Source organism: Streptomyces albofaciens JCM 4342 (genome assembly GCF_008634025.1).
Classification (GTDB): domain Bacteria; phylum Actinomycetota; class Actinomycetes; order Streptomycetales; family Streptomycetaceae; genus Streptomyces; species Streptomyces albofaciens.
This window is the reverse complement of sequence record NZ_PDCM01000002.1, coordinates 4,029,209-4,054,064: the sequence shown is the minus strand read 5'-3', so window position 1 is coordinate 4,054,064 and position 24,856 is coordinate 4,029,209. Positions and strand designations below refer to the sequence as shown.

Sequence of the window (24,856 nt, the reverse complement as noted above, 5' to 3'; positions counted from 1 at the left end):
TGGTCCGGAACTGACCGGAGCCTGCCCGCGCGCCTGCCCGGACGGTTCCGGCCGTCCGGGCAGGCCGGCGGATGTTCCGGGGCCCCCGGGCCCCGTGCCCCCGCGGCCCCGGGACATCCGCCGCTCAGGGCAGTCTGAACTGCGCCCACACGATCTTGCCGTGCGGCGCGTTGGCCAGGGGCTGCCAGCCCCAGCCGTCGCTGAAGGCGTCCACCAGGTACAGGCCGCGGCCCGACTCCGCACCGGCATCGGCCTCCCCGGCCTCCGGTGACGCGTCGCTGGAGTCCCGTACCGCGCAGACCAGGCGGGACGACCAGCGCATCAGGTGCAGCCGGGCGGGCGGGGCGGACGCGTCGCCGGGCGGCCCGCACGGTACGCCGTCACCGGCCGCCGACGTGTGCCGCAGCGCGTTGGTGACCAGTTCGGAGACGACCAGGGCGACTCCGTCGAAGATCTCCTCCAGCTCCCAGCGGTGCAGGGTCTCGCGGGTGAACTGCCGGGCTCCGCGCACCGACTCGAACCGCGGTGCCAGCGAGTAGGAGACGGAACCGGAGACGGCCAGGGGGTCGGCGGAAGGAAAGCCCTGCCATAACGGCTGGAGCATGGTCAAAACCTTGGTCCCCATGCGAGGCACTCCTGGCGTTCGCGGACGTCCTGATCCCGGCCGGGCACCTGGATCCGGCGGTCTGGCGGATCTTTCACGAGCGTGCATGCGTGCGCTGCCCATGGTTCCCAATGCGTACGCCAGATGCAAGGGCAGATGCACGTGCACGCGCCCTGTTTGGGCGCGGCCATGCCACTTCACGCGTATTTCTTCCTACGTGTTCTTGTGGAGCCGCCGGACGGACCTCACACATCAGTAACCGGATGAGCACTCAACGAAGCCCGGACGTGGCAGACTGCGGCCCACTGTTGGACGGGGTGGGCCATGGGAGGGTCACAGAGGTGTCCGCAAGTGAATCGAGCGGGTCCGTGGTGCGGCGCATCCTGCTGGGGGCACAGCTCCGCAGGTTGCGCGAGTCGCGCGGAATCACCCGCGAGGCGGCCGGCTACTCCATCCGCGCCTCCGAGTCGAAGATCAGCCGGATGGAACTGGGCCGGGTCAGCTTCAAGGCCAGGGACGTCGAGGACCTGCTCACGCTGTACGGCGTGAACGATCCGCAGGAGCGCGAGGCGCTGCTCGTGCTGGCCCGCGAAGCCAACGTCGCGGGCTGGTGGCACAGTTACGGCGACGTGCTGCCCGGCTGGTTCCAGACATATGTGGGCCTGGAAGGGGCCGCTTCCCTCATCCGCGCCTACGAGGTCCAGTTCGTGCACGGGCTTCTGCAAACGCAGGAGTACGCGCACGCGGTCGTGCGCCGTGGAATGCCTGATGCGAGTGCGGCGGAAATCGACCGCCGGGTCGCGCTGCGCCTGGAGCGGCAGAAGTTGCTGCTGGCAGAGCGCCCGCCGGAGTTCCACTGCGTGCTGGACGAGGCGGCGCTGCGCCGCCCGTACGGCGACCGCGAGGTGATGCGGGGGCAGCTGCGGCACCTGATCGAACTCTCCGAGCGGCCCAACGTACGGTTGCAGGTGATGCCGTTCAGCTTCGGCGGCCACGCGGGCGAGAGCGGAGCCTTCACCACGCTGGGATTCCCGGAGCCGGGCCTGCCCGACGTCGTCTACCTGGAGCAGCTGACCAGCGCGCTCTACCTCGACAAGCGCGACGAGGTGGCGCAGTACGCGCATGTCATGGACCGGCTCCAGGAGGACAGTCCGAATCCGGCCGAGACCAGAGACTTGATACGTGGTCTACTCCAACTGACTTAACTCGTAGGTAGCATGAGTGCCAATCAGGAGCCAGCACCCCCCGGCCGGGCGCTCCGACCAGCGTCCCGCCCTCCAGATTGGGATTTCGCATGTCCTTCTTCGACGAGTTGGCGTACCAGTACATCGACGGCGAATGGCGGGCCGGCAGCGGCTCGTGGGACATCGTCGATTTCAATCCCTATGACGGGGAGAAGCTGGCGTCCATAACCGTCGCCACGGTCGACGAGATCGACCAGGCGTACCGTGCCGCCGAACGCGCGCAGGGGGAGTGGGGGGCCACCAACCCGTACACCCGCAGGCTGGTCTTCGAGCGCGCGCTGCGGATCATCGACGACCGGGAGCGGGAACTCGGCGCGGCGATCGCCGCGGAGGTCGGCGGCACGCACGCCAAGGTGGCCTTCGAGCTGCACCTCGTACGGGAGTTCCTGCGCGAGGCGATCCAGCTCTCGCTGCGGGCGGAGGGCCGTATCCTGCCGTCCCCGGTGGACGGCAAGGAGAACCGGCTCTACCGCCTCCCGGTCGGTGTCGTCGGCGTCATCAGCCCGTTCAACTTCCCGTTCCTGCTGTCGGTCAAGTCGGTGGCGCCCGCGCTCGCGCTCGGCAACGCCGTGGTGCTCAAGCCGCACCAGAACACCCCGGTCTGCGGCGGCGGCCTGGTCGCCAAGGTCTTCGAGGAGGCCGGGCTGCCGGCCGGGCTGCTGAACGTCGTGGTGACCGACATTGCGGAGATCGGTGACGCGCTCATCGAGCACCCGGTGCCGAAGGTCATCTCCTTCACCGGCTCGGAGAAGGTCGGCCGCCACGTCGCGACCGTCGCCGCTTCCCACTTCAAGCGCACCGTCCTGGAACTGGGCGGCAACAGCGCGCTGGTCGTCCTGGACGACGCCGACATCGACTACGCGGTGGACGCCGCCGTCTTCAGCCGCTTCGTCCACCAGGGCCAGGTCTGCATGGCCGCCAACCGGGTGCTGGTGGACCGCGCGGTGGAGGAGGAGTTCACCGAGAAGTTCGTCGCCAAGGTCAAGGCGCTGAAGGTGGGCGACCCGACCGACCCGGCCACCCACATCGGCCCGCTGATCAACGAGGGCCAGGCGGAGGCGGTGACCGCGGTGGTGGAGCGCGCGGTCTCCGAGGGCGGCACCGCGCTGGTGCACGGCACGACCCGGGGCACCCTGGTCGGGCCGACCGTCCTGACCGGGCTGCCGGAGGGTTCGTGCGTGCTCAACCAGGAGGTCTTCGGCCCGGTCGTGGCGCTGGTCCCGTTCGACGGGGACGAGGAGGCCGTACGGATCACCAACGACTCCCCGTACGGGCTCAGCGGTGCCGTGCACACCGCGGACATCGAGCGCGGTGTGCGGTTCGCCAAGCGCATCGAGACCGGCATGATCCACATCAACGACGGCACGGTGCACGACGAGCCGATCGTGCCCTTCGGCGGCGAGAAGGGCTCCGGGCTGGGGCGGCTGAACGGTGACGCGATGGTGGAGGCTTTCACCACCACCAAGTGGATCTCCATTCAGCACGGGCGGTCGCGGTTCCCGTTCTGAGGCCCGTCCGATCCTTGCCGCTGGTTCGTCCGCTTTCCGCCTGCACACCCGTCCGGACCGGCCGACGCGGCCCGGACGGGCGCCGGTGGTGGAGGCTTTCCGTACTCACGCCGGTGGCGGTGGCCTTCCGTACCCGCGCCGGTGCTGGTGGCCTTTCGCACCCACTCCGGAGATTTTCCGGACGCGGTCAGAGATGCGGGCCGTTGAGGACAGCACCTGTCCTCAATGGCCCGTAGCTTTCTTTCTGTCGGGCCACGGCAGCAGCGCCGCGGCCCCCACGAAAGGCGGACCCCATGCCCACTCACGTTCCGGCCGAAGCCCACGGCGACGAGCGCGGTGCGCTCCTGGCCTTCCTGGAGGCGCAGCGCGGCGGTCTGCGCCGGTCGGTCCTCGGGCTGACCGACGAACAGGCCACCCGTAAGCCGTCCGCCAGCGAACTGTCCCTGGCCGGCCTGCTCAAGCACGTCGCCGAGGTGGAGCGCGACTGGCTGGAAACCGCCCAGCAGGTGCCGCACACCGTCCAGCGCGACATGTCCAACTACCACCTGGGCTTCCAGCTGGAGGAGTCGCAGACGGTCGCGAGCGTGCTCGCCGAGTGGGCGGAGACGGCGCGGGCGACCGAGGACTTCATCCGGTCGCAGCCGGACCTGAACGGCACGTTCCCGCTGCCCGAGGCCCCCTGGTTCCCGCCGAAGGCGGAGCAGTCGATGCGCTGGCTGCTGCTCCACCTGATCGAGGAGATCGCCCGGCACGCCGGCCACGCGGACATCCTCCGCGAGTCCCTGGACGGCAAGACCGCCTTCACCCTGGTCGACGAGGAGCGGGCGGCGCAGGGCTGAGGCGGGTCCGGCCGGGCCCCGGCACCAGCCCCCCGTGCTGGTGCCGGGCCCCACCCTCCGTGCTGGTGCCGGGCCCCACCCTCCGTACCGGTGCTGGCCGCCCCCGTACGAGTGCCGGGCGCCCGCCCTCCGTACTGGCGCCGGTCCCCCCCCGTACCGGTACCGGGCGCCGTGCTCAGTACTTGATGATCTCGATGCCGTTGGACTCGGTGTGCACGCTGCCGGTGCTGCAGCTCGCGGCGTTGTACTTGGTGCGCCACGACGCGCTGAGGCCGCTGCCGGCCCAGGTGCACCAGACCCGTACCTTGAACTTGCCGAAGGACGCGGGGCAGTTCGCGAAGCCGACCGACTGGCCGTGGCCTCCCTTGCTGCATCCCGCCGCGAGGGCCTGGGCGGGGGAGAGCACCGTGCCCGCGGGCAGCGCCCGTACGGCGGCCGCGGTCGTCGTCGGCGCGCTCGTCTGAGCCGTCGCGGGCCCCGCCCAGATCAGCCCGCTCCCGGCCGCCAGCCCGGCCACCGCCACCAGCTTCTTCGACGTACGCATTCGGTATCCCTTCGCAGAAAGCACCTGAACAGGACGCGGCCGGGAGGGGCGGGACGCGGCTGCGGTTCCGCCCCGGCTCCGGCCGACGGTTCAGGAGTCTGCGTACGGCCCTGCCACCGGGACAACGGAATCGGCGCGTCCCGGACAGGCGGTGGGTGTCCGGGCTGGTCAGGGCCCTGCGTCGCGCCTGTCCCGGACAGTGGCCCGGCCGGACGGGACACCCGCGGACCGTTCCCCGCCGTCAGCCCGCGCCGTCACGCAACTCCGCCGCCCGGCGCCGCGCGTCGCGTACCGGCTCGTCTTCCACGCCGTCGAGTTCGACCGCGTCCGCCCGGTCGAGCCAGGGAACGGCCGCAGGCAAGCCGTCCAACTGGGCAGCCGTCTCGGCGCGCAGGACGAGAAGCTGGAAGAGCTGTGGAGCGGTCGGCCCGGTCGGCGTCGCGTCGTCCTCCAGGGCCCGGTCGATGATGCGGGCCGCCGCGGCGTGGTCGCCCTTTGACTCGCCGAGCAGCGTCGCCTGATGCAGGGCGCGTGCGTACCGCTCCTTGGGGACGGCCGGGTACTCGAAGCTGTCCGCGATCGGCTGCCCGATGCGTATGCAGTTGCCGCCGGGGTCGGTCATCAGGAACTGCCGCACGCCGTACGGCATGTCCTTCAGCGCCCCGATCCGCGGCAGCCCGCGGGTCGGCACCTTGCCGTACGCGGCCTTCAGGCCCGCGCGGAAGGACGCGTGGAGCCCGTCCACGTCGTCGGTCAGGACGTAGCAGGTGCTGTACGAGGTGGTCGGGTCGTACGACTTCATCCCGAAGAACTGCAGCTCGATGCCGCGCAGGCGGACGCCGCAGTACGGGTTCGGGGTCTTCTGGTACGAGGTCACCTCGAAACCGAGGGCTCGGTAGAAGTCGAGCAGTCCGTCGATGGAGGGGCACGGGAGCATCGGAATCACGGTCTCGGCCATGCGGGTGAGCGTAGGGCGTGCGAGGCTGGTATTCAAACTTGAATAGAGGGGGAGGTCTAGGCTGGCCACAGTGCGAGCGTGAAGGATGCGAGGAGACGATGTCGGCGATCCGGCTGTTGGTACTGGGGGCCGTGCGGCAGCACGGACGGGCGCACGGCTACCAGGTGCGCAACGACCTCGAATACTGGGGCGCCCACGAGTGGTCCAACGCCAAGCCGGGGTCGATCTACCACGCCCTCAAACAGATGGCGAAGCAGGGCCTGCTGCACGCGCACGACATCGCCCCCAGCACCGTCGGCGGCCCCCCGCGTACGGAGTACGAGATGACCGAGGCGGGCACGGCGGAGTACTTCAAGCTGCTGCGCGACTCCCTGTCCCGGCACGACCGCAAGGTGGACGAACTGAGCGCGGCGATCGGCTTCATCGTCGACCTGCCCCGCGAGGAGGCCGTGGCCCTGCTGAAGGAGCGGGTGCGGGGGCTGGAGGAGTGGCGGAAGTCGGTCACCGAGTACTACACCCCGGCGGACGGCCCGGAGCAGCTCGGCCACATCGGCGAGATCATGAACATGTGGGTGAACGCGGCGGACACCGGCGCGGACTGGACCCGCGGGCTGATCGACCGCATCGAGCGCGGGGCGTACGTCTTCGCGGGCGAGGGCGAGCCGTTCGTGGGGGTGCTGGCGGAGGGCCAGGAGAATCCGTATGCGACGGGGGAGCCGGATCCTGAGGACGGGGATGCGGAGAGGGCGACGGCGTCCGGTGAGTGATCACGCCTCGATGAGGGCGTGGAGATCGATGTCGACGGGGAAGGGGACGCTGGTCATGAGCTTGTCGGTGTGGACGGGGCGTTCGGGGCTCGGGGCGTAGACACCCGTTTCGTGGCGGAGTCGGAACTCGTGCACTGCGCGGCATCGTGTACGGGTTGGTGGTCCCGCCCGCAGGAGGGCACGGGGCCGGATCGGGGTCGTGGTGCTTTTTGCTGTAACCCCGCCCGTCCTTCGGGCGACCGTAGCGCCACTCGCACGGGTAGCGCCGGGAGACGGGCCGCCGCTCCGGTCAGCGGCGGGGCCTCAGTGGTGGAACGCCGTATCCGTACCCGCCCGGTTCCCCAACGGTCCGCCCTGCTTGCGCAGTTCCGGCAGCAGGCGTTCCAAGTCGGACATGAACAGATCGCTCAGATCATGGGAGAAACCGTTGCGGCAGACGATGCGGAGGACGGAGAGGTCGTCGCGGTCGGGCGGGAAGGTGTAGGCGGGGATGAGCCAGCCGCGTTCGCGCATGCGGCGGGAGACGTCGAAGACGTCGAAGTCGGTCACTCCGTCGGCCGTGGTGAAGGCGAAGACCGGCAGTTCGTCGCCGCGGGTCAGCAGCCGGAACTCGCCCAGGGCGCCGATGCGCTCGGCGAGCGAGCGCGCCACGTCACGCGTGTTCCGTTGTACGGCGCGGTAGCCCGCGCGGCCCAGCCGCAGGAACGTGTAGTACTGGGCGACGACCTGGGCGCCCGGCCGGGAGAAGTTGAGCGCGAAGGTCGGCATGTTGCCGCCCAGGTAGTCGACGCGGAAGACCAGCTCCTCCGGGAGCGCCTGCTTGTCGCGCCACAGGACCCAGCCCACGCCCGGGTAGACCAGCCCGTACTTGTGGCCCGAGGTGTTGATGGAGGCGACGCGCGGCAGCCGGAAGTCCCACACCAGGTCCTCGTCCAGGAACGGCGCGATCATGGCGCCGGACGCGCCGTCCACATGGACGGGGATGTCGAGTCCGGTGCGTTCCTGTAGGGCGTCCAGGGCCGCGCAGATCTCCGCCACCGGCTCGTACGACCCGTCGAACGTCGAGCCGAGGACGGTGACGACGCCGATCGTGTTCTCGTCGCAGAGCGCGGCGGCGGACTCCCCGTCCAGGTGGAAGCGGTCGCCCTGCATGGGCACCTGCCGCGCCTCGACCTCCCAGAACGTACAGAACTTCTCCCAGCAGACCTGCACGTTCGCGCCCATGACCAGGTTGGGCCGGGCGGTGGCCGGATAGCGGTCGGCGTTCGCCCGGGACCAGCGGCGCTTGAGGGCCATTCCGGCGAGCATGCACGCCTCGCTGGAGCCGGTCGTCGAGCAGCCGACTACGGCGGCCGGGTCGGGCGCGTGCCACAGATCGGCGAGCATGGCCACGCACCGCTGCTCCAGCTCGGCGGTGCGCGGGTACTCGTCCTTGTCGATCATGTTCTTGTCGCGGCACTCCGCCATCAGGACGTCGGCCTGCGGCTCCATCCAGGTGGTCACGAAGGTGGCCAGATTCAGCCGGGCGTTGCCGTCCAGCATCAGCTCGTCGTGGACGAGCTGGTAGGCCGCCCGCGGGGCGACGGGACCGTCCGGCAGCGCGTGCCGGGGCGGCGCCTCGGCCATCCCCGCCACCGGATCGGCCTCACCGTAGAAGGGATTGACCGACACGCTCTGCTTGCGGTTCCCGGCGGACGTGCCCTCGTGGAGTGCCATGGTGGCCGCGTACCCTCAGCCGGCCGCGGATAGCCCTGCCTTGAGGGCGCGGGTGTATTTCACGACACGCCGCGCCTGGACGCCGGCGGCGGTGCGCGCCTCGTCGTCGAGCGGCGTCTCGGGGCCGCCGACGTGCGAGGTGCCGTACGGGTTGCCGTCCGCGAATTTGCTGGGGTCGGTGTAGCCGGGCGTCACGACGATGCCGCCGAAGTGGTGGATCGTGGTGTAGAGGGCGAGCAGGGTGGTCTCCTGGCCGCCGTGCTTGGTCGCGGAGGCGGTGAAGCCGCTGTACACCTTGTCGGCCAGCTTCCCCTGCTGCCACAGCCCGCCGAGCGTGTCGATGAACTGCTTGAGCTGCGAGGAGATGTTGCCGTACCGGGTGGGCGAGCCGAAGATCACGGCGTCCGCCCAGAGCATGTCGTCGGGCGCGGCCTCAGGGATGCCGGCGGTCGCGCGGACGTTCTCGGCCCAGGCGGGGTTGGACTCGACGGCCGCCCGCGGGGCCAGCTCGGCGGCCTTGCGCAGCCGTACCTCGGCGCCCGCCGCCTCGGCGGCGTCCGCGACGGCCTTGGCCAGTTCGGTGACGGTCCCGGTCGAGGAGTAGTAGATGACGGCGAGGCGGACGGAGCGGTCGCCGGAGCCGGTGCCGGTACCGGTATCGGCTCCGGTACCGGCACCGGTGGGGCTCTCGGACCGGTCGCTGGGCTGGGTCATGGTGATACCTCCTACGGAGGCGACGATACGGGCATGCGGGATATTCGGCGCGCCTGCGGTTGCGCTCGGGCGCCGACTGCCGGGGGGTGCGGCGCCCTCCCTGTGGCGGGCGGTTGGCGCCCTCCCCGCGGCGGGCGGTTGGCGCCCTCCCCGCGGCGGGCGGTTGGCGTCCTCCCGGGCGGGGGTGGGCGGCGCCCCTTCCGAGCGGGGGTGGACGGTGCTCCTCCCGGGCGGGGTGGGCGGTGCCCCCTCCTTGCCGCGCCGTGGACGGCGTCCCTCGCCGCGCCGCGGGCGGCGTCCCTCACTGTGACGCGAGCGGCACCCCTCACCCACCGCGGCGCGGACGGCATCCCTCCCCACCGTGACGCGCGATCGGTGAAGCGTCAACGACCGACCCGCATCCGGGAGTTGCGCCATCCCGCGCGGTCAACTTAGGCTTACCTAACTTGCGCGGGACGGGGGTACGGTCCGCCGGCCCGCCGCGCCCTCCCCCGGGCCACGACCTGCCCCGGGAGCGGCGTCCCAGTCGCATCAGACCAAGGAGCGGACGTGGAAGCGAACCAGGAACGGGCGGCAGCCACACGCGCGGCCCGGGGCACCGTCACCCGGTTGTTGTTCGGGCAACTCGCCACGTACGCCGTGGGCGCCGCCGTCCGGCTCGGTGTGCTGGACCGCATCGGCACCGGCACCTGTACGGCGGACGAGGTGGCGGCCGACTGCGGCACCCACCCGCAGGCCACGCTGCGCCTGCTGCGCGCCCTGGCCGCGCTGGGGCTGCTGACCGAACCCGAACCGGGCACCTTCGAGGCCACCGCCGCCGGAGCGCTGCTGCGCAGCGACACCCCGGACTCCATGTCCGCCCTGGCCCGCATCTTCAGCGACCCGCTCATGACCCGGGCCCGGGAACGTACGGAAGACAGCGTTCGCAGTGGCGAACCCGCCTTCGACGCGATTTTCGGTACCGACTTCTTCGGCCACCTCAAGAACGAGCCGGAACTCTCGCAGGTGTTCAACACGGCGATGGGCCAGGGCACCCGGATCGCCGCCGAGGACGTACCGGCCGCCTACGACTTCGGGCGCTTCGGCACCATCGTCGACGTGGGCGGCGGCGACGGCACACTGCTCGCCGCCATCCTGCGGGCCCACCCCGCGCCGCGCGGCATGATCTACGACACCGCCGAGGGGCTCGCCCAGGCCGACGCCAGACTGGCCGCCGAGGGCGTGGCCGACCGCGTCACCCTCGAAGCCGGCGACTTCTTCACCGCGGCCCCCGCCGGCGGCGACCTGTACCTCCTCAAAAGCGTCATCCACGACTGGAACGACGACCAGTGCGCGCAGATCCTGCGCCACATCCGGCAGGTGATCCCCGCGGACGGCCGTCTGCTCGTCATCGAGCCCGTGCTCACCGACACGGTGCGCCCCGAAACGGAACCCCTGATCTACCTCAGCGACCTCAACATGCTGGTCAACGTTGGCGGTCGCGAACGCACCCGCGCCGACTTCGAAGACCTCTGCGCCAAGGCCGGCTTCACCCTCACCGGCCTCACCCCACTACCGGCCCCGGACCCCTTCGTCCTCATCGAGGCCGCTCCGTCCTGAGCCGGTACGAGCCGGCCGGCACACCCCGGCCACCGCACCCGGCGCCGCCCGGCAACCTGCCCGGCCGGGCGGCGCCGTTCCCGTCGTGCGTACGTGGTCACCGTCGGCGTACGGCCGTGGCGCCTATGAAGGCGCGGTCGTGGGCGGTGGCGCGGCGCAGGTACGGCTCGATCACGTCAGGCCCTTTTCCGGACCCGATCGGATCAAGACCGAGCACGAGACAGACATGCCCACCACCCAGGGCGTGTTCCGTCCACCGGGCCGATGGCCGTGGCACCCGCAAACAGAAATCCCGATGGCCGTAATCGAGAACGAGGTGCGGCCCTCGCACCGACAGCCGCTCCCCGATGTCCGGCACCCGCCCCGCAGCGGCCCGCAGCCCGAGCCCGTCGGCCATACCGAGCAAGCAGCTCTCGACCCGCTCGACCGTCTCGCCGGGGCGATGCGGAGGCGGATGGGCGATCAGCAGCCACGCCACGGCCCCGACGGGCGACACGGTGTCGAGCCACGTACTGACCACCAACCCCGCAACGAAACCGGGCCCCGGCACGGGTCGGGCAGCGCTCACCATGCCAACTCCGCCCAGACGATCTTCCCGAGCGGCCGGTTGGCAACGCCCCAATCGCTGGCGATGGCTTCGACGATGAGCAGGCCGCGGCCTCTTTCGCGCTCTGGGCCGGGGAGTTTGCGACGGGGGCGGCGCCGGGTCGGATCGTGTACCGCGATCTGCACCATGCTCGGGGACGCAGTCACGGCCACGGCCACGCGGTCTCCGGGCTCCGTCCCGTAGCGACAGGCGTTGGTGACGAGTTCGCTGACGAGCAGTAGGGCCAGGTCGAGCTGTTCTTCGGGGATGCCTGGCACGGACTGTTGGATGACTTGCCGGGCGTATGCGCGGGCCAGCCCTGCACTCCTGGCCGTACCTGAGAATCTGCACGGTGGAGTGAGTGCGGAAGCCCCATGGCTGGGCCCTCTCTGCGGAGCCTCGTGCATGACCGGACCACCTTTCGTTGCCCTCGCTTCCCTGGACGCGTGACGTATCGACGGCTGGTGCGGCCACCACCGCGTCTACACCCGAGGCAGGCGAGATTGTGCTGCTCGGAACCCAACCGGCCTCACCGCGTGTGCGCGAGGAACCACCCGGTGCGCGCATATCGCTATGCGACAGGTGCATACGGCTACGCGAGGCCAGTCGTTGAGCCTGTATCAACGATTCCGGGGGTGGGCCGCATGGGTCGGGTGTCGCAAGCTGTGGGAAAGGCGTCCAGGGAGGGTGACTACGGAAGAGTGGTCAGGATCGTCCGGGAGGCGCTCCGCGTATCTCAGCGTCAACTGGCGGAGGCCTGTCGCACGAGTCAGTCCGCGGTGTCGCGACTGGAGAAGCGCGGTACGGGCCCCTATGACATGACGCAACTAGGCCGAGTGGCCGACCATTTGCGGATCCCGCGTCACTTGGTCGGTCTGGCCGACCACACTGCGGCTGACGCCGTGGAGGGGGATGGGCCTGTGAAACGCCGAAATTTTCTGGCGGGAGCCGTGGCGGTGACCACCGCGCCGGCCATGCCGGCGCTCGCCACACCGATATCGACAGCGGACGGCAGCGGCGGTCAGGCCGCGACTCTGCGATCGGCGACTGCTGCTTTCCGGCGCATGGACGGCTCGACAGCGTCGCGGCAGCTCGTGGAACCAGTGCTGGCGCACCTGCGGCTGATCCAGAAGATCGCCCAGGAGGCCGGGCACCGCGAACAGCGTGCCCGGCTTGCCGCCGCGGGGAGTGAAGCCGCCGGCCTTGTCGCTTGGTTGTCCTGGGACATGGGGGATCACGGTTCGGCCCGTACCTGGTACGGCGCCGCGTTCAAAGCCGCCCGCCGCGCTTGCCACCCACTGCTGGCCGCCTACCAGCTAGGGAGCCTGGCCCAATTCGAGGCACACGCGGGGAACGCGGCACAGGGACTTGCCCTGGCACGCCGGGCGCGCCGCGCGTTGGAGGCGGAATGCCCAGCTGTCGCTGACGCATGGCTGTCGGGCGTGGAGGCGCTGGCCCTGGCCGCGGCGGGCGACGCCGTGGCAGCCGGAGGCGTCCTGGACGATGCGGCCGGCAAGGTGCGAGGCGTGGCTGCGCAGGCGCCCTGGCCGTGGGTGTTCACTTTCGACGGCGCGAAAGTCGCGGCGGTCCGGGTCTCCTGTGGCGCCCGTCTCGGCCGGGCCGATTGGGTGTCCGGCGCACAGGACGATGCCGGCGCGGTGCTGGCTTCAGGGCATGAGAAGCAACGCGCACTTCTCATGCTGGAGATTGCTTCCGGACACCTGGCCTCCGGCCGCATCGACGGGGCATTCGACCTGGCCAAACGTGCTCTGGAGGTGGGGGTGCGCTACAAGTCGGGGCGCATTGTCGAACGGGCGCGGTCATTACGCCGTGCGTATGCGCCTGTCGTGCCGCCGAAAGTCGTGAGGGACTTCGACGACTGTATGCACGACGTGTTTCTGTAAGGCATGAAAGGGGTTGTGTCGTGCGACTGGGCATTACGGGACACAGGGGTCTGCCAGAGGCGGTTGGGCGGTCCGTGCGGGCTGAATTGGCGGAGTACCTGGGGCGTTACGATCCCTCGCAATTGTGCGCAGTGTCCTGCCTCGCCGACGGCCCCGATACGTGGCTCGCCGATATCGTCCTCAGGATGGGAGGATGCGTTGAGGTCGTAGTACCTGCTCAGCGATATCGGGACGGGCTTCCGGAGGATCACCACGCCATTTACGACGCTCTGCTCCGGCGCGCTGTCGACGTACACCGGACCGGGCTCCGGGATTCTTCCTCCGAAGCCCATATGGCGGGGAGCGAAATGCTCGTAGGAATGGCCGACCGGCTGCTCGCCGTCTGGGACGGGAAACCGGCCAGAGGATTTGGTGGGACGGCCGACGTGGTGGCGTACGCCCGGCGGGTGGGCGTACCGGTCGATGTCATCTGGCCGGAGGGAGCGGTGCGGGGTTAGCCCGACCGTGAGGACTTCCGCCACTCGTTCCCGGTGCTGTGCCTCCCGTAATCGAATGGCAACGCATTGGAGGCGCGCGGCAATTTCCCGCTTGCCGTTTTCCGTACTCACGCGGGCCGCGCGCGTGGTGCGCGGCCCCGCCCATCACCCCGCACTGGCCAGCGAAAGCTTTGCCGCGAAGCCCAGGAATGCCGCGCCGGCCCCCGCCGACAGGCCTGCCGTCAGGCGCTTGCGGCGGCGGAAGGTGGCGGCCAGGTAGGTGCCGCTGAAGATGAGGATGGTGAGGTAGGTGAAGCTGAAGAGTTGGGCCCAGGCGCCGAGGGTGAGGAAGGAGAGGACGGGGTGGGCGTAGGCGGGGTCCACGAACTGGACGAAGAAGGAGATGAAGAAGAGGATCGCCTTGGGGTTGAGGAGGCTGATCACCAGCGCGCGGCGGTAGGGGCGCTCGCGGGGCGCGGCGGGGTGGGCGGCGCCGTCGGCGGTGGCCTTCTCGCGGAGGGACTTGGCGGCCTCGCGGTCGCGCCACAGGGACCAGGCGCCGCGCAGCATGCCGACCGCGAGCCACGTCAGATAGCCCGCGCCCGCGAACTTCACGATGGCGAAGAGGACCGGGCTGGCCTGGAGGAGTGAGGCCACGCCGCCCGCGGAGAGCGTCATCAGCACCGCGTCGCCGCACAGCACGCCGGCCGCCGCCCGGTAGGCGACGCGCGGGCCGCGGCGGGCCGCGACGGAGACGACGTACAGCGAGTTCGGGCCCGGCAGCAGAACGATGAGCGCGACGCCCACCAGGTAGGTCGGAAGATCGGTTATCCCCAGCATGGGGGCAGGATGCCACCGGCGTCCCTTCCGCCCCACGGGTTTCCGGGATTCGGACTTGCACCTCACGTGGCGTGAGGACACATCGTGGAGTGCGTACCGAGAAGGAGGGCGGGAGCGATGGGCTACTCCGTGGGACAGGTCGCCGGGTTCGCCGGTGTGACGGTGCGCACCCTGCACCATTACGACGAGATCGGGCTGCTGGTGCCGAGCGGGCGCAGCCACGCCGGGCACCGGCGTTACGACGACACCGACCTCGACCGGCTCCAGCAGATCATGTTCTACCGGGAGCTCGGCTTCCCGCTCGACGAGGTGGCGGCCCTCCTGGACGACCCGGACGCCGACCCGCGGGAACACCTGCGGCGGCAGCACGCGCTGCTCAGCGCCCGGATCAACAGGCTCCAGGCCATGGTCACCGCCGTCGAACACGCGATGGAGGCACGCAAGATGGGCGTCAACCTGACCCCTGAGGAGAAGTTCGAGGTCTTCGGGGACTTCGACCCGGACGACTACGCGGACGAGGTGCGCGAACGCTGGGGCGGCACCGACGCGTACAAGGAGTCGCAGCGCCGCACGGCCACGTACACGAAGGAGGACTGGAAGCGGCTGACGGAGGAGTTCGACGCCATCCACCGGAAGATGGCCGAGACGATGGCGAGCGGGCTGCCGGCCGACTCGGCCGAGGCGATGGACGTCGCCGAGGAACACCGCCGGTTCATCTCGTCCGGCTACTACGACTGCTCGTACGAGATGCACACCTGCCTCGGCGAGATGTACGTAGCGGACGAGCGCTTCACCGCCACCTATGAGGCCATCCGGCCCGGGCTGGCCGTCTACATGCGTGACGCGATGCTCGCCAACGCGGTGCGCAACAGCTGAGACCGTACGGGCCGGGGTAGCGCGCCCCCTGGTCCGTACGGCCCTGTCGCGCGGAGCGGACCGCCCGCTCAGGCGGTCTTCGGGGCGATCACCACGGCGGTGCCGTACGCGCAGACCTCCGTGCCCACGTCCGCCGCCTCCGTCACGTCGAAGCGGAACATCAGCACCGCGTTCGCGCCGCGGGCCCGCGCCTGTTCCACCAGCCGCTCCATGGCCTGGTTACGGGTTTCCACGAGCGTCTTGGTCAGGCCCTTCAGCTCGCCGCCGATCATCGACTTCAGCCCGGCCCCGATCTGGCTGCCCAGGTGCCGTGAGCGGACCGTCAGGCCGAAGACCTCGCCGATGACCCGCTGCACCTCGTACCCGGGGACGTCGTTGGTCGTCACCACCAGCACATCGGACTGTGCGGTCTGCCCGCCGCCGAACTCCTCGATGCCCATCGTGTCCTGTCCCTCCGTGCGGTGAGCCCGCCGGGAGGCCGGCTCCTCGGGGGAGCGTCTCATGGGGACGGGGTGGAACCGGGGGACCCGGGGGGAGGGTGCCGTCGGTGTCCGGCCACGGTGGTCGCGGGGGGCCGCTGCGGGCCGTGCGGAGGCCGTGGGGAGGGCCGTAGCGGGCGGCTGGAACCACGGCATGTCATCCGGCGTTGATAGCTTTGGGCCGCACACTGCGCCTTCATCCCCGTCGCACCGCACGATCCGGCGCCCTCGACCCAGGAGCCTTCACCCCGTGAATACTCTCGCGCTCGGCCCCCAGTGGCTGGACCCGGACTACCTGATCGGCACGTTCGGGCTGATCGGCGTGCTGATCATCGTCTTCGCGGAGTCCGGTCTGCTGATCGGCTTCTTCCTGCCGGGCGACTCGCTCCTGTTCACCACCGGCCTGCTGGTGACGACCGACAAGCTGGACAAGCCGCTGTGGCTGGTGTGCCTGCTGATCGTGCTCGCGGCGGTCCTCGGTGACCAGGCGGGCTATCTCTTCGGCCGCAAGGTCGGACCCGCGCTCTTCAAGCGCCCGGACTCCAAGCTGTTCAAGCAGGAGAACGTGGAGAAGGCGCACGAGTTCTTCGAGAAGCACGGCCCGAAATCGCTGATCCTGGCCCGTTTCGTACCGATCGTCCGTACGTTCACCCCGATCATCGCGGGCGTGAGCCGGATGAACTACCGCTCGTTCATCACCTTCAACGTGATCGGCGGCACGCTGTGGGGCGCGGGCGTCACCCTGCTCGGCGCCTCGCTCGGCAACATCGAATTCGTGCACAAGCACATCGAGCTGATCCTCGTCGCGATCGTGCTGATCTCCGTCGTCCCGATCGTCATCGAGTATCTGCGCTCCCGCGGCAAGAACAAGAAAGCGGCGGCCCGGGTGGCGTACGACCCGGCCGGCGCCGTACAGCCGCCCCGCCAGCCCGGCAACGACGGGCGCCGGGGACGGCACGCCAAGCGCTGAGCGCCACCGGCTGCCGCGCGCACCGGAAGTCCCGGGTTTCTCCCGCTGCGCTGAGGAAACCCGCAGCACACAAGAACCCATAAGAACCTCAGCGAGGGCCCCGCCCCGCGCGCCCCTGCCGACCATCAGGCATCGTGTCCTTGACGGTCGGCAGGAGGCGTACGAGGAGCGAGAGACGTGGCGTCGGACGCACAGCGGGGACAGCGCGGAACCAACGGCACGAACGGGAAGAACGGCGTGAACGGCGTCAAAGGCGTGCACGGAACCAGCAATGGTGCGAACGGCGGAACCGATCACTCCGAGGACCGCAAACCGCAGTCGGACGAGGCGCGCAGCGCCTTCACCCCGCCGCTCGGCGTGCCCTACCCGCCGGTCCCCGAGGAAGAGCACCCCACCTCCGAGTTCGCCCTCCCCGAGGGCCTGAAGACCGAGGCGCCGGCCGAGCCGGAAGGCTCCGCCTTCAGCCCGCCCGGCGGTACGGCCACGAGCACCGGCAGCACCACCGGTCAGCACCAGCTGCCCGACCGGACCCCGGCGGGCTGGCCCGCCTTCACCCCGCCGCACGGCGTCCCCGTCATCAGCCTGACCAAGCAGACGCCCTGGCAGGACCGGATGCGCACCATGCTGCGCATGCCGGTCGGCGAGCGGCCGGTGCCGGAGCGGGTGGAGCGCGCGGAGGACACCGGGCCCGCCGTACCGCGCGTCCTGGACCTGACGCTGCGTATCGGCGAGATCCTGCTGGCCGGCGGCGAGGGCGCGGAGGACGTGGAAGCCGCGATGTTCGGCGTCGCGCACGCGTACGGGCTGGAGCGGGTGGAGCCCACCGTCACCTTCACGCTGCTGTCGATCTCCTACCAGCCGTCGCTGGTCGACGACCCGGTCACGGCCAGCCGTACGGTACGGCGGCGCGGTGTGGACTACACCCGGCTGTCCGCGGTCTTCCGCCTCGTCGACGAGATCACCTCCGAGGGCATCACCCTGGAGGAGGCGTACCGCGGCCTGGCCGAGATCCGCCGCAACCGCCACCCCTTCCCGAGCTGGTCGCTCACCCTGGCCTCCGGCCTGCTGTCCGGCGCGGCGAGCATGCTGGTCGGCGGCGGGGCGATCGTCTTCATCGCGGCGGCGATCGGCTCGATGCTCGGCGACCGGCTGGCCTGGCTGGCGTCCAGCCGCGGGCTGCCGGAGTTCTACCAGTTCGTGGTCGCGGCGATGCCGCCGGCCGCCATAGGGGTCGCGCTGAGCTTCTCGCACGTCGCCGTGCAGGCGTCCGCGGTGATCACCGGTGGCCTCTTCGCGCTGATCCCCGGGCGGGCGCTGGTGGCCTCCGTCCAGGACGGCCTGACGGGGTACTACATCACCGCCTCGGCACGCCTGCTGGAAGTCGGCTACCTCATCGTCGGCATCGTGATCGGCGTGCTGGCCGCGCTGTACATCGGGTTGCAGCTGAATCCGGAGTACCTGTACCCGGCGGCCGGGTTCGGCGCGTACAACGATCCGCCGGTGCAGACCCTGGCCGCCATGCTGCTGGCGCTGTCCTTCTGCGTACTGCTTCAGCAGGAACGTCACACCGTGCTGTTCGCCACGCTCAACGGCGGTGTCGCGTGGGTCGTCTACGGCGCGCTCGCCAACGTCAGCAACATGAACGCGGTACCCGCCACGGCCATCGCGGCCGGCCTCGTCGGCCTCTTCGGCCAGCTCCTGAGCCGCTACCGGTACGCCTCCGCGCTGCCGTACGTCACCGCCGCGATCGGTCCGCTGCTGCCCGGTAGCGCCACGTACTTCGGCCTGCTCAACTTCGCCCAGGGCGACATCGGCCCCGGCGTCTCGTCCCTCATCAAGGCCGCCTCCCTGGCCCTGGCCATCGCGGTCGGCGTGAACCTCGGCGGCGAGGTGGCCCGCCTGTTCATGAAGGCGCCCGGCGCGACGGTGGAAGAGGCGGGCGGCCGCCGGGCGGCCAAGCGGACGCGGGGCTTCTGACGCCCCCGGCCCGCGGGGTTTCCGACGCCCCCCACAGCCCGAAGGCGGCACCCGGTCATCCGGGTGCCGCCTTCGCGCGCGCATCACTGCTGCCGGCCGACCGGTACTGACAGCTGACCAAGCCTGTCAGTCGTCCGGTGGGCCGCAGGCTCAGTGGTGGGCGCCGCCCTGCGCCTCAAGGCGCTTGAAGGAGGCCTCGATCTCGGCCTCGGCCTCGGCGCGGCCGACCCAGTCGGCGCCCTCGACGGACTTGCCGGGCTCCAGGTCCTTGTAGACCTCGAAGAAGTGCTGGATCTCCAGGCGGTCGAACTCCGACACGTGGTGGATGTCGCGCAGGTGCTCCACGCGCGGGTCGGACGCCGGGACGCACAGCAGCTTGTCGTCGCCGCCGGCCTCGTCGGTCATCCGGAACATGCCGATGGCGCGGCACTTGATCAGGCATCCGGGGAACGTCGGCTCGTCCAGGATGACCAGCGCGTCCAGCGGGTCGCCGTCCTCGCCGAGGGTGTTCTCGACGAAGCCGTAGTCGGCCGGGTAGCTGGTCGAGGTGAAGAGTCGACGGTCGAGACGGATCCGTCCGGTCTCGTGGTCCACCTCGTACTTGTTCCGCGAACCCTTCGGGATCTCGATGGTGACGTCGAACTCCACGGGTGGCTCCTCCATGATCAACACATACGTCTGGTGATTAAGTGTCCCCCACGCAGGTGTGTGGTGGCGAAAGGGGCTGGTCCTAAGTGCCGGAGACCAGGTCGTGGCAGGTCAGGTGGCAGGCCGCGCAGCGGTTGGCGCAACGTTCCGCCCGGCGGGCGGCGGGTTCGGCCCGGTCGGCGGGGTCCACCGCCGCGTCCGTGACCCGTTCGGCGGCGGGCTCGGCGCGTTCGGCGTACCGGTCCGCCGTGGACACCACCCGTACCGCCTGGTGGTCCGCCTCCAAGCAGCAGCGGCAGACCGTACGGCTGACGGCCAGCTCCACCGTCCTGGGACTCGTGGTCGCGGCCGGCGCGGTGACGCTGGCCGGCCCCTGGGACTCCGGCCAGCGTACGGCCGAGCGGGCCCGCGCCGCGGCGGCCGACGGAAGGGGTGGCGAGCGTCACGCCCCGGGCGGCACCGCGACCGTGCCCAGCGCGCCGCCCGTACTGGCCGCTGCCGGGACGCCCGCACGCGGCGGGGACGACGGGACGCCGCCCGCGCCCGGCGCCAAAGCCCTGGCCGGCGTGCTCGCGCCGCTGATGAAGGACCCGGCGCTCGGCTCGCCGCGTACGGCATCCGTCGTGGACGCCGCCACCGGCCGGGAACTCTTCGGCGCCGAACCGGCCCGCAGCGCGACGCCCGCCTCGACGGTCAAGCTGGCCATCGCCGCCGCCGCGCTCTCCGCCCTCGGCCCCGAGCACCGCATCGACACCGCCGTCGTCGAGGCCGGGCCCGGCGGCATCGCCCTGGTCGGCGGCGGCGACCCCACCCTCACCGCCCGCGCGCCGAAGCAGGACGCCCAGGACCAGCCCGCCAGCCTGCGCGCGCTGGCCGACGACACGGCCCGCGCCCTCAAGGAGCGCGGCACCGCCACCGTACGGCTCGGCTACGACACCTCGGCCTATACGGGACCGGTCCTGCACCCCATAAGCCCCAACGAGAACATCGCCCCCGTCACGCCCCTCATGGCCGACGAGGGCCGCCTCGACGAGAGCGAGCACGGACCCGCGCCCCGCGACACCGACCCGGCGGCCACGGCCGCCCGCACCTTCGCGCGGATGCTCAAGGACCGCGGCATCACGGTCGACGGCGAGCCCGCCAAGACCACCGCCCCCGCCAAAGCGCCCCGCCTCGCCACCGCCCGCTCACTCCCGCTCGCCGCGCTCGTCGAGCGGATGCTGACGCACAGCGACAACGACATCGCCGAGGCGCTGGCCCGCCAGACGGCCCTGGCCGCCGGCGAACCGGCCAGTTTCGAGGGCGCGGGCCGGGCCGTACGCAAGGAACTGGCGGACCTGAAGCTCCCGCTGACCGGCGCCGTCTTCGAGGACGGCAGCGGCCTGGACCGCGACGACAAGGTCTCGGCGGGCCTGCTCTCCCGCATCCTCGTCCTGGCCACCTCCGCCGACCACCCGGAGCTGCGCCCGGTGACCACCGGCCTCCCGGTCGCCGGCTTCACCGGCACGCTCAGCGGCCGCTACGCGGGCGAAAAGGCGGGCGCCGGCACCGTACGCGCCAAGACCGGCACCCTCACCGGCGTGAACACCCTGGCTGGCACGGTCGTGGACACCGACGGCCGCCTCCTGGCCTTCGCCTTCATGACCAACAACACCACCGACCCCCAGGCGGCCCAACAGGCGCTCGACCGCCTGGCCACAGCGGTGGCGAACTGCGGTTGCCGATAGCAGACAACCGGCACCCGACCACTTGCACCGGCTAGATCCCATCTTCTCCCCACCCCACCACGGAAGGGGGCGGGCCGGAGCGGCCTGCCGCGCAGGCCCGCCCCCGAACCTGACCGCCCCGCGCAGCGGCCACAGCCCGCCGCAGGCGCGAACGGCGGGGCGGCCGAAAGGGAGCCGTCACCGATGGGCCGGACATCCGCGCCCAAGGGGCGCTGCGCGGCCCCCGCTCGCCGCAGGCGCGAACGGCGGGGCGGCTGAAAGCGAGCCGTCACCGATGGGCCGGACATCCGTGCCCAAGGGGCGCTGCGCGGCCCCCGCTCGCCGCAGGCGCGACCGGCGGGGCGGCTGAAAGCGAGCCGTCACCGATGGGCCGGACATCCGCGCCCCAGGGGCGCTGCGCGGCCCCCGCCCGCCGCAGGCGCGACCGGCGGGGCGGCTGAAAGCGAGCCGTCACCGATGGGCCGGACATCCGCGCCCCAGGGGCGCTGCGCGGCCCCCGCCCGCCGCAGGCGCGACCGGGGGACAGCCGGGATCGAACGGTCACCGGCGAACCGGCCCACCGCGCCCGAAGGGCGCCGCGCTACCCCAAGCGGATGCGCCCACGTACCGTGAACCCATGACGAGCATCGGTGGTGTGGAGATGGTCGACTGGAACCTCGCGGTAGCGACCGCGACCCGGTTCGTACGGCCGGGACCAGAGGTGAGCCGCGACGAGGCGCGGGCGATCGTCGCCGAGCTGCGGCGGCACGCGAAGTCCTCCGAGGAGCATGTGCGGACGTTCACCCGCATGGTGCACCCGGAGACGCAGGGGGAGCCGGGCGCGGAACAGCCCCGTACACAGCACGACACCCCGGTCCTCGTCGTGGACCGCCCCGGCTGGATCAAGGCCAATGTGGCCGGGTTCCGCGCCGTGCTGAAGCCGCTGCTGCGGAAGATGGAGGAGCGCCGCTCCTCCCTGCCGGGCGGGGCCGTGCTGGGGGCCGTCGGCGGCAAGGTGACCGGCGTCGAGCTGGGGATGCTGCTGTCGTTCCTGGCCTCGCGCGTCCTCGGCCAGTACGAGACCTTCGCGCCCGCCTCGCGCGAGCTGCCGGCCGGTGCGCAGGGCGGCCGCCTGCTGCTGGTGGCGCCGAACATCGTGCACGTGGAGCGGGAGCTGGAGGTGGACCCGCACGACTTCCGCATGTGGGTGTGCCTGCACGAGGAGACGCACCGTACGCAGTTCACCGCCGTGCCCTGGCTGCGCGACCACATCGAGGGCGAGATCCAGTCCTTCCTCGGCGAGACCGAGATCGACCCGGGCACGCTGCTGGAGCGGCTGCGGGAGGCCGTCCAGTCGCTGACCGGCGGCCGCCCGGAGGGCGAGGAGGGCGACGACGGGGGCCGCAGCTTCGTGGACCTGGTGCAGACCCCGGTCCAGCGGGAGATCCTGGCCCGGCTGACCGCGGTGATGTCGCTGCTGGAGGGGCACGCCGACTACGTGATGGACGGCGTCGGCCCGGACGTGGTCCCGTCCGTCGCGGAGATCCGCGAGAAGTTCCAGAAGCGGCGGGCCAGCGGCGCGGGACGGCTGGACCAGGCGCTGCGCAAGCTGCTCGGGCTGGACGCGAAGCTGCGCCAGTACCGGGACGGCGAGCGCTTCGTACGGGCCGTCGTCGACGAGGTCGGCATGGACGGCTTCAACCGGGTGTGGACGTCGCCGAACACGCTGCCGACCAAGCAGGAGATCGCCAAACCGGCGGACTGGGTCGCACGGGTGCACCGCTGAGGGGGCGGAGCCCCGGGGGACGGAGGCGCGAGCCGGTCGCACCGCAGGGCCGGTGAACGCTCCGCGTAATCACTCTTCTGAGGGACCGTGACCACAGGATGGGCGTGCAATGCTCAGGGAACCGCTCGTCTCTGTCACCATCTAGGCACTCTGTGTGACGAAAAGCCGTAGCCGGCTCGAAGCCCCCCACGATTGGAAACGGACATGGGTCCCCATCCAGCGGTCGCAGCGATACGCGTGGCGGTCCGCCGCGTACTCCACGACGTACTGACCCACCACACCTCACAGACCCCGGCGCCCGCGCACGCCGCGCAGCAGCCGGTCGCCGCGGGCCCCGCGCGGCCCGCCGAGGCGCCGTCCCCGTCCCCCGCGGCGGACGCGGCCCCGCTGGTGCTCGTCGCGTGCTCCGGCGGCGCCGATTCCATGGCACTCGCCTCCGCGCTGGCCTTCGAGGCGCCCAAGCTGGGCGTACGGGCCGGCGGCATCACCGTCGACCACGGCCTCCAGGAGGGCTCCGACCTGCGCGCCGCGGAGGTCGTGGTGCGTCTGCGCGCCCTCGGGCTGGACCCGGTCGAGGCGGTGGCCGTCGAGGTGGGCGTCGCGGGCGGCCCCGAGGCCGCCGCGCGCGACGCGCGCTACGCCGCGCTGGACGCCGCCGCCGAGCGCCACGGCGCCGCCGCCATCCTCCTCGGCCACACCCGCGACGACCAGGCAGAGACGGTCCTGCTGGGCCTCGCCAGGGGCTCCGGCACGCGCTCGCTGTCCGGCATGGCGGCCACGACGGGCCGCGGCGGCCGCTACCGCCGCCCCTTCCTGGAGGTGGACCGGCAGACGGCCCGTAAGGCGTGTCTGATCCAGTCGCTGCCCGTCTGGGACGACCCGCACAACGCCGACCCCCTGTACACCCGCTCCCGGCTGCGCCACGAGGGCCTGCCCGCTCTGGAGAAGGCGCTCGGCAAGGGCGTCGTGGAGGCCCTCGCCCGTACGGCCCAGCTCTCCCGGGACGACGCCGACGCCCTGGACTCCTGGGCCGCCGACGCCGAGCGCACGGTCCTCGACGAACGCGGCACCCTGGACGCCGCCAAGCTGTACGCCCTGCCCGCCGCCGTCCGCCGCCGGGTGCTGCGCCGGGCCGCCATCGCGGCGGGGGCGCCGGCCGGTTCGCTCTTCGCCCGCCACATCGAAGAAGTGGACCGGCTGATCACGGCCTGGCGGGGGCAGGGGACCGTCAACCTCCCCGGGCGCGTGGGTGTGCGACGGCAGGGTGGCAGACTGGTGATCCGGCAGGGCTGAGCCGCACGAGACCGCCTTGCTGCATGAGTCTCATGACACCGAACCGAGCGAGAGTGGCACGGGTGGACGACAAGGACATGGGTTCCGACCTTCAGTCGGTGCTCATCAGCAAGGAAGAGATCGACGCGAAGCTGGCGGAGCTGGCCGCGAAGATCGACGCGGAGTACGCGGGCAAGGACCTGCTCCTGGTCGGCGTCCTCAAGGGCGCCGTGATGGTCATGGCGGACCTGGCGCGTGCGCTGTCCAACCCCGTCACGATGGACTGGATGGCCGTGTCGTCGTACGGCGCGGGCACCCAGTCCTCCGGAGTGGTCCGCATCCTCAAGGACCTGGACACCGACATCAAGGGCAAGCACGTCCTGATCGTCGAGGACATCATCGACTCCGGCCTGACGCTGTCCTGGCTGCTGTCGAACCTGGGCTCGCGCGAGCCCGCCAGCCTGGAGGTCTGCACGCTGCTGCGCAAGCCGGACGCGGCCAAGGTCGCGATCGACGTGAAGTGGATCGGCTTCGACATCCCCAACGAGTTCGTCGTGGGCTACGGCCTGGATTTCGCGGAGAAGTACCGCAACCTGCCGTTCGTCGGCACGCTCGCGCCGCACGTCTACGGCGGCTGAGCGACGCCGTACCCGTCCGGCCGCCGCACCGGCGGCCGGGGCCCGGGACCGACCGGAGACCGGCGGCGGGAACCCCGTGCGGCCGCCCGCCGTTGGAGCAGGGAGAACGGCATCCGAAGCTGCATTGTTAACCGTGGGCGGCGTCGTCGGGTGACAATGCTGGGGTACCGTCCGAAGGTCAGTCTTTTTTCGGGCCAGTAATACA

At 71.2% G+C, this 24,856-nt stretch carries 26 protein-coding genes; 14 read left to right on the top strand and 12 right to left on the bottom strand.

From position 1 onward, the window contains the following. Positions 1 to 124 precede the first annotated feature (124 nt). Entirely contained in the window at positions 125 to 625 is a 501-nt protein-coding gene (locus tag CP973_RS37725) for an ATP-binding protein (protein ID WP_150249054.1), read from the bottom strand. Between the two features lie 320 nt (positions 626 to 945). On the opposite strand from CP973_RS37725, the gene CP973_RS37720 reads away from it, so the two are divergent. From CP973_RS37720 to CP973_RS37710, 3 genes are all read left to right on the top strand, one after another. Further along, a complete protein-coding gene (locus CP973_RS37720; protein ID WP_150249051.1) occupies positions 946 to 1,809 on the top strand; it encodes a helix-turn-helix domain-containing protein in 864 nt (287 codons plus the stop codon). Between the two features lie 89 nt (positions 1,810 to 1,898). Continuing rightward, entirely contained in the window at positions 1,899 to 3,356 is a 1,458-nt protein-coding gene (locus CP973_RS37715; RefSeq protein ID WP_150249048.1) for an aldehyde dehydrogenase family protein, read from the top strand. A gap of 293 nt (positions 3,357 to 3,649) precedes the next feature. After that, positions 3,650 to 4,195, top strand: coding sequence for a DinB family protein (locus CP973_RS37710; RefSeq protein WP_150249045.1), 546 nt, complete (start codon positions 3,650 to 3,652; stop codon positions 4,193 to 4,195). Positions 4,196 to 4,370: 175 nt separating this feature from the next. On the opposite strand, the gene CP973_RS37705 is transcribed toward CP973_RS37710, so the two are convergent. Together CP973_RS37705 and CP973_RS37700 are read right to left on the bottom strand one after the other, a co-directional pair. Next, positions 4,371 to 4,739, bottom strand: a complete 369-nt coding sequence (locus CP973_RS37705) for a hypothetical protein (protein WP_150249042.1) — start codon at positions 4,737 to 4,739, stop codon at positions 4,371 to 4,373. 241 nt (positions 4,740 to 4,980) lie between these two features. Continuing rightward, on the bottom strand, positions 4,981 to 5,697 hold the full coding sequence (locus CP973_RS37700; protein ID WP_150249039.1) for a bleomycin resistance protein: 717 nt from the start codon (positions 5,695 to 5,697) through the stop codon (positions 4,981 to 4,983). A 98-nt stretch (positions 5,698 to 5,795) separates the two neighbouring features. On the opposite strand from CP973_RS37700, the gene CP973_RS37695 reads away from it, so the two are divergent. After that, positions 5,796 to 6,464, top strand: a complete 669-nt coding sequence (locus CP973_RS37695) for a PadR family transcriptional regulator (protein ID WP_150249036.1) — start codon at positions 5,796 to 5,798, stop codon at positions 6,462 to 6,464. On the opposite strand, the gene CP973_RS41540 is transcribed toward CP973_RS37695, so the two are convergent. The 3 genes from CP973_RS41540 to wrbA form a co-directional block, all read right to left on the bottom strand. After that, complete coding sequence (locus CP973_RS41540; protein WP_280119050.1) at positions 6,465 to 6,599, bottom strand: hypothetical protein; 135 nt, start codon at positions 6,597 to 6,599, stop codon at positions 6,465 to 6,467. Between the two features lie 168 nt (positions 6,600 to 6,767). Next, complete coding sequence (gene gad / locus CP973_RS37690; RefSeq protein WP_150249033.1) at positions 6,768 to 8,180, bottom strand: glutamate decarboxylase; 1,413 nt, start codon at positions 8,178 to 8,180, stop codon at positions 6,768 to 6,770. Positions 8,181 to 8,195: 15 nt separating this feature from the next. Next, positions 8,196 to 8,894 (bottom strand): NAD(P)H:quinone oxidoreductase, encoded by a 699-nt coding sequence (wrbA, locus tag CP973_RS37685; protein WP_244410221.1) that lies wholly within the window; start codon positions 8,892 to 8,894, stop codon positions 8,196 to 8,198. 549 nt (positions 8,895 to 9,443) lie between these two features. On the opposite strand from wrbA, the gene CP973_RS37680 reads away from it, so the two are divergent. After that, complete coding sequence (locus CP973_RS37680) at positions 9,444 to 10,493, top strand: methyltransferase (RefSeq protein ID WP_150249030.1); 1,050 nt, start codon at positions 9,444 to 9,446, stop codon at positions 10,491 to 10,493. Positions 10,494 to 10,590: 97 nt separating this feature from the next. On the opposite strand, the gene CP973_RS37675 is transcribed toward CP973_RS37680, so the two are convergent. Together CP973_RS37675 and CP973_RS37670 are read right to left on the bottom strand one after the other, a co-directional pair. Then, positions 10,591 to 11,064: a hypothetical protein gene (locus CP973_RS37675; RefSeq protein WP_150249027.1), complete on the bottom strand. Its 474-nt coding sequence runs from the start codon at positions 11,062 to 11,064 to the stop codon at positions 10,591 to 10,593. Beyond that, positions 11,058 to 11,486 carry an ATP-binding protein gene (locus CP973_RS37670; protein ID WP_150249024.1) on the bottom strand — a complete coding sequence of 143 codons (429 nt, stop codon included), beginning with the start codon at positions 11,484 to 11,486 and terminating at the stop codon, positions 11,058 to 11,060. Before CP973_RS37670 ends, CP973_RS37675 begins: the two co-directional genes overlap by 7 nt. Between CP973_RS37670 and CP973_RS41945 the strand changes: the two genes are divergently transcribed. Both CP973_RS41945 and CP973_RS37660 read left to right on the top strand, forming a co-directional pair. Next, on the top strand, positions 11,454 to 12,983 hold the full coding sequence (locus CP973_RS41945) for a helix-turn-helix domain-containing protein (protein WP_483025202.1): 1,530 nt from the start codon (positions 11,454 to 11,456) through the stop codon (positions 12,981 to 12,983). The two genes, CP973_RS37670 and CP973_RS41945, sit on opposite strands and share 33 nt — an antisense overlap. A 20-nt stretch (positions 12,984 to 13,003) precedes the next feature. Next, complete coding sequence (locus tag CP973_RS37660) at positions 13,004 to 13,480, top strand: hypothetical protein (RefSeq protein WP_208853375.1); 477 nt, start codon at positions 13,004 to 13,006, stop codon at positions 13,478 to 13,480. 144 nt (positions 13,481 to 13,624) lie between these two features. Here CP973_RS37660 and leuE read toward each other — a convergent pair whose 3' ends face one another. Beyond that, positions 13,625 to 14,299, bottom strand: coding sequence for a leucine efflux protein LeuE (leuE, locus tag CP973_RS37655; RefSeq protein ID WP_150249021.1), 675 nt, complete (start codon positions 14,297 to 14,299; stop codon positions 13,625 to 13,627). Between the two features lie 117 nt (positions 14,300 to 14,416). Between leuE and CP973_RS37650 the strand changes: the two genes are divergently transcribed. Then, positions 14,417 to 15,175: a MerR family transcriptional regulator gene (locus CP973_RS37650; RefSeq protein ID WP_150249018.1), complete on the top strand. Its 759-nt coding sequence runs from the start codon at positions 14,417 to 14,419 to the stop codon at positions 15,173 to 15,175. Between the two features lie 68 nt (positions 15,176 to 15,243). On the opposite strand, the gene CP973_RS37645 is transcribed toward CP973_RS37650, so the two are convergent. Next, complete coding sequence (locus CP973_RS37645; protein WP_150250826.1) at positions 15,244 to 15,615, bottom strand: YbjQ family protein; 372 nt, start codon at positions 15,613 to 15,615, stop codon at positions 15,244 to 15,246. A gap of 289 nt (positions 15,616 to 15,904) precedes the next feature. Between CP973_RS37645 and CP973_RS37640 the strand changes: the two genes are divergently transcribed. Beyond that, positions 15,905 to 16,624, top strand: a complete 720-nt coding sequence (locus CP973_RS37640; RefSeq protein ID WP_150249015.1) for a DedA family protein — start codon at positions 15,905 to 15,907, stop codon at positions 16,622 to 16,624. 177 nt (positions 16,625 to 16,801) lie between these two features. Further along, positions 16,802 to 18,601: a threonine/serine exporter family protein gene (locus CP973_RS37635; RefSeq protein WP_150249012.1), complete on the top strand. Its 1,800-nt coding sequence runs from the start codon at positions 16,802 to 16,804 to the stop codon at positions 18,599 to 18,601. A gap of 150 nt (positions 18,602 to 18,751) precedes the next feature. Here the strand turns inward: CP973_RS37635 and CP973_RS37630 are convergent, their stop codons facing one another. Further along, positions 18,752 to 19,249, bottom strand: a complete 498-nt coding sequence (locus CP973_RS37630) for an inorganic diphosphatase (RefSeq protein WP_004571927.1) — start codon at positions 19,247 to 19,249, stop codon at positions 18,752 to 18,754. A gap of 82 nt (positions 19,250 to 19,331) precedes the next feature. Then, positions 19,332 to 19,505, bottom strand: a complete 174-nt coding sequence (locus CP973_RS41270) for a hypothetical protein (protein WP_244410219.1) — start codon at positions 19,503 to 19,505, stop codon at positions 19,332 to 19,334. Between CP973_RS41270 and dacB the strand changes: the two genes are divergently transcribed. The 4 genes from dacB to hpt all read left to right on the top strand — a co-directional run bounded on the left by dacB (position 19,498) and on the right by hpt (position 24,651). Then, positions 19,498 to 20,976 (top strand): D-alanyl-D-alanine carboxypeptidase/D-alanyl-D-alanine endopeptidase, encoded by a 1,479-nt coding sequence (dacB, locus tag CP973_RS37625; RefSeq protein WP_244410218.1) that lies wholly within the window; start codon positions 19,498 to 19,500, stop codon positions 20,974 to 20,976. The two genes, CP973_RS41270 and dacB, sit on opposite strands and share 8 nt — an antisense overlap. A 616-nt stretch (positions 20,977 to 21,592) precedes the next feature. Next, positions 21,593 to 22,741 carry a zinc-dependent metalloprotease gene (locus CP973_RS37620; protein ID WP_150249009.1) on the top strand — a complete coding sequence of 383 codons (1,149 nt, stop codon included), beginning with the start codon at positions 21,593 to 21,595 and terminating at the stop codon, positions 22,739 to 22,741. Positions 22,742 to 22,945: 204 nt separating this feature from the next. After that, on the top strand, positions 22,946 to 24,034 hold the full coding sequence (tilS, locus tag CP973_RS37615) for a tRNA lysidine(34) synthetase TilS (protein ID WP_150249006.1): 1,089 nt from the start codon (positions 22,946 to 22,948) through the stop codon (positions 24,032 to 24,034). 77 nt (positions 24,035 to 24,111) lie between these two features. After that, positions 24,112 to 24,651, top strand: coding sequence for a hypoxanthine phosphoribosyltransferase (gene hpt / locus CP973_RS37610; protein ID WP_004571923.1), 540 nt, complete (start codon positions 24,112 to 24,114; stop codon positions 24,649 to 24,651). Positions 24,652 to 24,856 lie beyond the last annotated feature (205 nt).

What these genes read in the sequence shown, in the direction of transcription:
- wrbA (WP_244410221.1), bottom strand. Translation starts at nt 8,894, where the DNA reads ATGACCCAGCCCAGCGACCGGTCCGAGAGCCCCACCGGTGCCGGTACC.
- CP973_RS37715 (WP_150249048.1), top strand. Translation starts at nt 1,899, where the DNA reads ATGTCCTTCTTCGACGAGTTGGCGTACCAGTACATCGACGGCGAATGG.
- CP973_RS37650 (WP_150249018.1), top strand. Translation starts at nt 14,417, where the DNA reads ATGGGCTACTCCGTGGGACAGGTCGCCGGGTTCGCCGGTGTGACGGTG.
- leuE (WP_150249021.1), bottom strand. Translation starts at nt 14,299, where the DNA reads ATGCTGGGGATAACCGATCTTCCGACCTACCTGGTGGGCGTCGCGCTC.
- hpt (WP_004571923.1), top strand. Translation starts at nt 24,112, where the DNA reads ATGGGTTCCGACCTTCAGTCGGTGCTCATCAGCAAGGAAGAGATCGAC.
- gad (WP_150249033.1), bottom strand. Translation starts at nt 8,180, where the DNA reads ATGGCACTCCACGAGGGCACGTCCGCCGGGAACCGCAAGCAGAGCGTG.
- CP973_RS37695 (WP_150249036.1), top strand. Translation starts at nt 5,796, where the DNA reads ATGTCGGCGATCCGGCTGTTGGTACTGGGGGCCGTGCGGCAGCACGGA.
- CP973_RS37670 (WP_150249024.1), bottom strand. Translation starts at nt 11,486, where the DNA reads ATGCACGAGGCTCCGCAGAGAGGGCCCAGCCATGGGGCTTCCGCACTC.
- CP973_RS37710 (WP_150249045.1), top strand. Translation starts at nt 3,650, where the DNA reads ATGCCCACTCACGTTCCGGCCGAAGCCCACGGCGACGAGCGCGGTGCG.
- CP973_RS37705 (WP_150249042.1), bottom strand. Translation starts at nt 4,739, where the DNA reads ATGCGTACGTCGAAGAAGCTGGTGGCGGTGGCCGGGCTGGCGGCCGGG.
- CP973_RS37620 (WP_150249009.1), top strand. Translation starts at nt 21,593, where the DNA reads ATGACGAGCATCGGTGGTGTGGAGATGGTCGACTGGAACCTCGCGGTA.
- CP973_RS37645 (WP_150250826.1), bottom strand. Translation starts at nt 15,615, where the DNA reads ATGGGCATCGAGGAGTTCGGCGGCGGGCAGACCGCACAGTCCGATGTG.
- CP973_RS37700 (WP_150249039.1), bottom strand. Translation starts at nt 5,697, where the DNA reads ATGGCCGAGACCGTGATTCCGATGCTCCCGTGCCCCTCCATCGACGGA.
- tilS (WP_150249006.1), top strand. Translation starts at nt 22,946, where the DNA reads ATGGGTCCCCATCCAGCGGTCGCAGCGATACGCGTGGCGGTCCGCCGC.
- CP973_RS41945 (WP_483025202.1), top strand. Translation starts at nt 11,454, where the DNA reads ATGGCTGGGCCCTCTCTGCGGAGCCTCGTGCATGACCGGACCACCTTT.
- CP973_RS37725 (WP_150249054.1), bottom strand. Translation starts at nt 625, where the DNA reads ATGGGGACCAAGGTTTTGACCATGCTCCAGCCGTTATGGCAGGGCTTT.
- CP973_RS37675 (WP_150249027.1), bottom strand. Translation starts at nt 11,064, where the DNA reads ATGGTGAGCGCTGCCCGACCCGTGCCGGGGCCCGGTTTCGTTGCGGGG.